The organism is Pseudomonas sp. (assembly GCF_036387035.1).
Taxonomy (GTDB): Bacteria; Pseudomonadota; Gammaproteobacteria; order Pseudomonadales; family Pseudomonadaceae; genus Aquipseudomonas.
In genome coordinates this window covers 1-6,650 of sequence record NZ_DASVUM010000046.1, presented here as the reverse complement: position 1 = coordinate 6,650, position 6,650 = coordinate 1, and the positions used below count along the sequence as shown (strand labels likewise).

Sequence of the window (6,650 nt, the reverse complement as noted above, 5' to 3'; positions counted from 1 at the left end):
CAAACTCAGGCAACCGATTCTGGAAGCCTTTCCGCCCTGGAGCAAGCCATGCAAGACCTCGATCCCGTCGAAACCCAGGAATGGCTGGACGCCCTGGAATCGGTTCTCGACAAAGAAGGCGAAGACCGTGCTCACTACCTGATGACCCGTATGGGTGAGCTGGCCACACGAAGTGGTTCGCAACTGCCCTACGCCATCACCACGCCTTATCGCAACACCATCCCCGTTACCCACGAAGCACGCATGCCCGGCGACCTGTTCATGGAACGCCGCATTCGCTCGCTGGTACGTTGGAACGCGCTGGCAATGGTGGTCAAGACCAACATCGGCGATCCGGATCTGGGCGGCCACATCTCCAGCTTCGCTTCCAGTGCAACCCTGTACGACATTGGCTTCAACTATTTCTTCCAGGCCCCGACCGACGAACACGGCGGCGACCTGATCTACTTCCAGGGTCACGCATCGCCAGGCGTCTATGCCCGTGCGTTCATGGAAGGCCGCATCACCGAAGACCAGATGAACAATTTCCGTCAGGAAGTCGATGGCAACGGCCTGTCGTCTTACCCACACCCGTGGCTGATGAAAGACTTCTGGCAGTTCCCGACCGTTTCCATGGGTCTGGGTCCGATTCAGGCGATTTACCAGGCGCGCTTCATGAAGTACCTGGAGCACCGCGGTTACATCCCGGAAGGCAAGCAGAAGGTCTGGTGCTTCCTGGGCGACGGCGAGACCGACGAGCCGGAATCCCTGGGCGCCATCGCCCTGGCCGGTCGCGAGAAGCTGGACAACCTGATCTTCGTCGTGAACTGCAACCTGCAGCGTCTGGACGGTCCGGTTCGCGGCAACGCCAAGATCATCCAGGAACTGGAAGGCGTGTTCCGCGGTGCTCAGTGGAACGTGACCAAAGTCATCTGGGGCCGTTTCTGGGACCCGCTGCTGGCCAAGGACGTCGACGGCATCCTGCAACGTCGCATGGACGAAGTCATCGACGGTGAATACCAGAACTACAAAGCCAAAGACGGCGCTTTCGTGCGTGAACACTTCTTCAACTCGCCAGAACTCAAGGCGATGGTTGCGGATATGTCCGACGACGAAATCTGGAAACTCAACCGTGGCGGCCACGACCCGTACAAGGTCTACGCGGCGTACCATCACGCGGTGAACCACAAGGGTCAGCCGACCGTGGTTCTGGCCAAGACCATCAAGGGTTATGGCACCGGCGCCGGTGAAGCGAAAAACACCGCGCACAACACCAAGAAGGTCGACGTCGACAGCCTGCGTCACTTCCGTGACCGTTTCGACATCCCGATCAAAGACGATCAGCTGGAAGCCTTGCCATTCTTCAAGCCTGAAGAAGGCAGTGCCGAAGCCCGTTACTTGAGCGAGCGTCGTGCTGCGCTGGGTGGCTTCGTGCCTCAGCGTCGCGCGCAGAGCTTCAGCCTGCCGACTCCGCCACTGGAAACCCTGAAGGCGATCCTGGATGGTTCCGGCGACCGTGAAATCTCCACGACCATGGCGTTCGTGCGCATCCTGACGCAACTGGTCAAGGACAAGGAAGTGGGCCAGCGCATCGTCCCGATCATCCCGGACGAGGCCCGTACCTTCGGTATGGAAGGCATGTTCCGTCAGCTGGGTATCTACTCCTCCGTAGGCCAGCTGTACGAGCCAGTCGACAAAGAACAAGTGATGTTCTACCGCGAGGACAAGAAGGGCCAGATCCTCGAGGAAGGCATCAACGAAGCCGGTGCGATGTCGTCGTTCATCGCGGCGGGCACTTCGTACAGCAGCCACAACCAGCCGATGATTCCGTTCTACATCTTCTATTCGATGTTCGGTTTCCAGCGTATCGGCGACCTGGCATGGGCCGCAGGCGACAGCCGCACCCGTGGCTTCCTGATCGGCGGCACCGCCGGTCGTACCACCCTGAACGGCGAAGGTCTGCAGCACGAAGACGGTCACAGCCACATTCTGGCCTCGACCATCCCGAACTGCCGCACCTTCGATCCTACCTACGGCTACGAGCTGGCGGTGATCATTCAGGACGGCATGAAGAAGATGTTCGAAGAACAACAGGACGTCTTCTACTACCTGACCGTGATGAACGAGTCCTACACGCAACCCGCCATGCCGGCCGGTTCCGAGGAAGGCATCATCAAGGGCATGTACCTGCTGGAGGAAGACACCCGCGAAGCCGCGCACCACGTGCAGCTGCTGGGTTCCGGCACCATCCTGCGTGAAGTACGCGAGGCGGCGAAGATCCTGCGCGAGCAGTTCAATATCGGTGCGGACGTCTGGAGCGTTACCAGCTTCAACGAATTGCGTCGCGACGGCCTCGCCGTAGAGCGCAGCAACCGCCTGAAGCCGGGTCAGAAGCCACAGTTGAGCTACGTTGAAGAATGCCTCAACGGCCGTAAAGGTCCGGTGATCGCTTCGACCGACTACATGAAACTGTTCGCTGACCAGATCCGTCAGTGGGTTCCGACCAAGGAATACAAAGTGCTGGGCACCGACGGTTTCGGTCGTAGCGACAGCCGCAAGAAGCTGCGTAACTTCTTTGAAGTCGACCGCCACTTCGTGGTGCTGGCTGCCCTGGAAGCCTTGGCCGATCGCGGCGATATCGAACCAAAAGTCGTGGCGGAAGCCATTGCCAAGTTCGGCATCGATCCTGAGAAGCGCAACCCGCTGGACTGCTAAGGTCTGCGTAACGATCGAATAGAGCGCTGAATGCGCGAAGCAGCCGCCGATGCGGAATTTACTTCGGTAAATGAGCATCCAGGCTGTTTCGTCGCAGATGAATCGGCGCAGTCGAGCAACAGGTTCTCCTAAGGAGAGACATTGTGAGTGAGTTAATTCGCGTACCCGACATCGGTAACGGTGAAGGTGAAGTCATTGAATTGATGGTCAAGGTCGGTGATCGCATCGAAGCTGACCAGAGCGTGCTGACGCTGGAGTCAGACAAGGCAAGCATGGAAATCCCTGCGCCTAAAGCCGGTGTCATCAAGGCGATGAAAGTAAAGCTGGGCGATCGCCTGAAAGAAGGCGACGAGTTGTTTGAGCTGGAAGTGGAAGGCGAAGCGGCTGCCGAGCCTGCTGCCGCTGCTGAAAAGCCTGCCGAAAAACCGGCTGAAGCCGAAGCTGCGCCTGCTGCGGTGGCCGCTCCAGCGGCGTCGGAGACCGTTCAGGATATTCACGTTCCGGACATCGGTTCGTCGGGCAAGGCTCGCATCATCGAGCTGATGGTCAAAGTGGGCGACAGCATCGAAGCTGATCAATCCTTGATCACCCTGGAATCCGATAAAGCTTCGATGGAGATCCCTTCTCCAGCGGCGGGCGTGATCGAGAGCATTAGCGTCAAAGTCGAAGACGAAGTCGGCACTGGCGACCTGATCCTGAAATTGAAAGTGGCGGGTGCTGCCCCCGCTGCCGCGCCTGCTCAGGCTGCTGCGCCGGCTCCGGCCAAGACTGAAGCGGCTGTTCCTGCGGCCGCTGCTGCTCCGGCTGCCAAGGCTGAAAACGCTCCTGCGCCAGTCGCCCCAGCCGCTGCACCTGCGAACAATGGCGCCAAGGTTCACGCTGGCCCTGCGGTACGTCAGCTGGCGCGCGAGTTTGGTGTCGAGCTGAATGCTGTTTCGGCAACTGGCCCCCACGGTCGCGTGCTCAAAGAAGACGTGCAGGCGTACGTCAAGTCGATCATGACCAAGTCCAAGGACGCGCCTGCTGCTGGCGGCGCTGCCGGGGGAATGGGCATCCCGCCGATTCCGGAAGTCGATTTCAGCCGTTTCGGCGAAACCGAAGAAGTGCCGATGACGCGCCTGATGCAGCTGGGTGCAACCGGTCTGCACCGCAGCTGGCTGAACATCCCGCACGTGACGCAGTTCGACCAGGCCGACATCACCGATCTGGAAGCTTTCCGTATCGCGCAGAAAGCCGTGGCCGAAAAAGCCGGCGTCAAGCTGACCGTGCTTCCGCTGCTGCTCAAAGCCAGCGCGCACTTGCTCAAGGAACTGCCGGACTTCAACAGTTCGTTGGCACCGAGCGGCAAAGCGATCATTCGCAAGAAGTACTTCAACATCGGTTTCGCGGTAGATACGCCAGAAGGCCTGCTGGTCCCGGTCATCAAGAACGTCGACCAGAAGAGCCTGCTGCAACTGGCGGCAGAAGCGGCCGAGCTGGCTGAAAAGGCACGTTCCAAAAAGCTGTCGGCCAACGACATGCAAGGCGCCTGCTTCACCATCTCCAGCCTGGGCCACATTGGCGGCACCGGCTTTACGCCGATCGTCAACGCGCCGGAAGTGGCGATCCTTGGTGTGTCCAAGGCCACGATGCAACCGGTATGGGACGGCAAAGCTTTCCAGCCACGTCTGATGCTGCCGCTGTCGCTGTCCTACGATCACCGCGTGATCAACGGCGCCGCCGCAGCGCGTTTCACCAAGCGTCTGAGCGAATTGCTGGCGGACATCCGCACGATTCTGCTGTAAGCCGTACAAGGCCCGTTTCACGCGAAACGGGCCTTCGCTTTCTCGAGCTGCCACGCTCGTACCTCAACCCCGCTTATTGGCGGGGCTTTTTTTGCCCGTATCCTGGGCAGCATCACCCTCGACGGTCGCCGGCCCTGGAACCTCCACGGAGGGATAACACCGCGCCGACGCGTCAACGCCATCGCGGCGAAAGTGCCCCTACAGTATTCGGTCGGACTGCCGATAGCAGATGATGCACAAACAGCGGCCGCTTCACCCTCACCCCGACAATCCGATCAATTACCTCCAGTAGATCAACCGTCTGCCGACAGTTTTTATAGCATTAAGCCATCTCGCTGACTTGTCAGCCCGTTCGCCATGATGCAACCTTGCGGCACGCGACTTAAAGACGGGCTCCTTGCCTGTGCGCGACAGTACCCTGAAAGCGAGTTCCTTCATGAAAAGCCAACCTGATGCTGTCGGTAGACCGGCGGCCGAGGTCGTGACGCAATTGCCGGTGCCCTCGCGGCTCGGCATGCTGCGTTTCGAGCGGCTGAATGAACCCAGCTGGGCCATGCTGTACCTGGACCCGAACTGCGAAAAGCAATTCAGCATGCCCGCTGTCGAACTCTGCGCCCTGGTGGGCTCACCTTATGCCAGCCTCATGGAGCCCGAAGCGCGCTATCAACTGCACGACGCGGTGCAGATGCAGCTGGCGAGCAGCGCCCATTACCTGATCCGCTACACCCTGCACACGGCGCGCGGTCCGTTGGGGCTGATGGAGATCGGTGAAGGCTACAAGCAACATAATCGGCATCTGTTGCGCGGTTACCTGACGGTCGTCGACGAACAGGCCGAGCCCGGCGAGCTGGTCATCAGTCCGGATCTGGAGGTGCAAAACTCGCGCTTGCAGATCGCGCTGGAACTCAACCAGCGCGCCCAGCACGAACAGTTGAAGCATCTGGAGCGAGTGCGCGGCCAGCAAAGCCTGATTCTGCGCCTGGCACGCCATCGCTACAGCTCGAACAACTCGCTGCAGGAAGCAGCGGAACTGATCACCAAAAGCGCCTGCGAGATCTATGACATCTCCTGCGCCAGCCTGTGGAACCTCAACGGCAAGACCCTTGAGCCGATTGCCGAGTATCGCCGCGATACCAGCACGTTCCCCAAAACAGGCGCGATCGACATCAGCGAATTCCCCAGCTACCTGGATGTGCTGCACACCAGCCGCGCCATCGACGTCAACGATGTCGAGCAGGACGCGCGCACCAGGGAGCTGGTTCAGCGGCTGCGCACCCAAAACATCACCGCCATCCTCGACGCCCCCGTGCGCATCGATGGTCAGGTGGTGGGCGTGCTCTGCCTTGAGCAGACCGGTGCGCCACGCGAGTGGCAGTCCGATGAAATTGCCTTTGCCGGCGAGTTGGCCGATCAGTTTGCCCACGCCATCAACAACCACAACCGCCGCACTGCCACGAGTGCCCTGCACTTGTTTCAGCGTGCCGTGGAGCAGAGCGCCAACGCGTTTCTGCTGGTCAACCGCGATGGCGTAGTCGAGTACGTCAATCCGAGTTTCACCGAAATCACTCAGTACCCCGCCGACGAAGTCCATGGGCAGCAACTTTCGGAGCTGCCCGCCCTGGAAAACCTCAGCGCACTGCTGCTCGACGCAAACTCCAGTCTGGTCAGTGGAAACAGCTGGCAGGGCGAGTTCAAGAGCCGGCGCAAAAACCTGGAACCGTACTGGGGCCAGCTATCGATTTCCAAGGTGTACGGCGACGATCGCGAGCTGACCCATTACATCGGCATCTATGAAGACATTACCCAGGCCAAGCTCTCCCAGCAGCGGATCGAGCGCCTGGCGTACACCGACAATTTGACCAGCCTGGCCAACCGTCCGGCGTTCATCCGAACCCTGGACGAGCACTTCGCCAGGGACGTGGAAACCCCGATCAGCCTGTTGCTGGTCGACATCGACAACTTCAAGCGCATCAACGACAGCCTTGGCCACCATACCGGCGACAAGCTGTTGATCAGCCTCGCCCGGCGCCTGCGCAACAGCCTCAGTCCGACCGGCATTCTGGCGCGCTTCGCCAGTAACGAATTCGCGGTGCTGCTGGACGACTCCAGCCCGGAAGAAGGCCAACGCGTCGCCAGCCAGGTGCTGAGCACGCTGGACAAGCCGATGTTCGT

General features: G+C 60.1%; 3 protein-coding genes. All 3 read left to right on the top strand.

Annotation, left to right across the window (positions count from 1 at the left end; all coding sequences use genetic code 11):
- Nucleotides 1-48: 48 nt before the first annotated feature.
- A complete protein-coding gene (aceE, locus tag VF672_RS04375; protein ID WP_331101852.1) occupies nucleotides 49-2,694 on the top strand; it encodes a pyruvate dehydrogenase (acetyl-transferring), homodimeric type in 2,646 nt (881 codons plus the stop codon).
- Nucleotides 2,695-2,837: 143 nt separating this feature from the next.
- Nucleotides 2,838-4,478, top strand: a complete 1,641-nt coding sequence (gene aceF / locus VF672_RS04370) for a dihydrolipoyllysine-residue acetyltransferase (protein ID WP_331101849.1) — start codon at nucleotides 2,838-2,840, stop codon at nucleotides 4,476-4,478.
- A 436-nt stretch (nucleotides 4,479-4,914) separates the two neighbouring features.
- Nucleotides 4,915-6,650 (top strand): diguanylate cyclase domain-containing protein (locus VF672_RS04365; protein WP_331101846.1); only part of this gene is annotated, 1,736 nt, incomplete at its 3' end.

What these genes read in the sequence shown, in the direction of transcription:
- aceE (WP_331101852.1), top strand. Translation starts at nt 49, where the DNA reads ATGCAAGACCTCGATCCCGTCGAAACCCAGGAATGGCTGGACGCCCTG.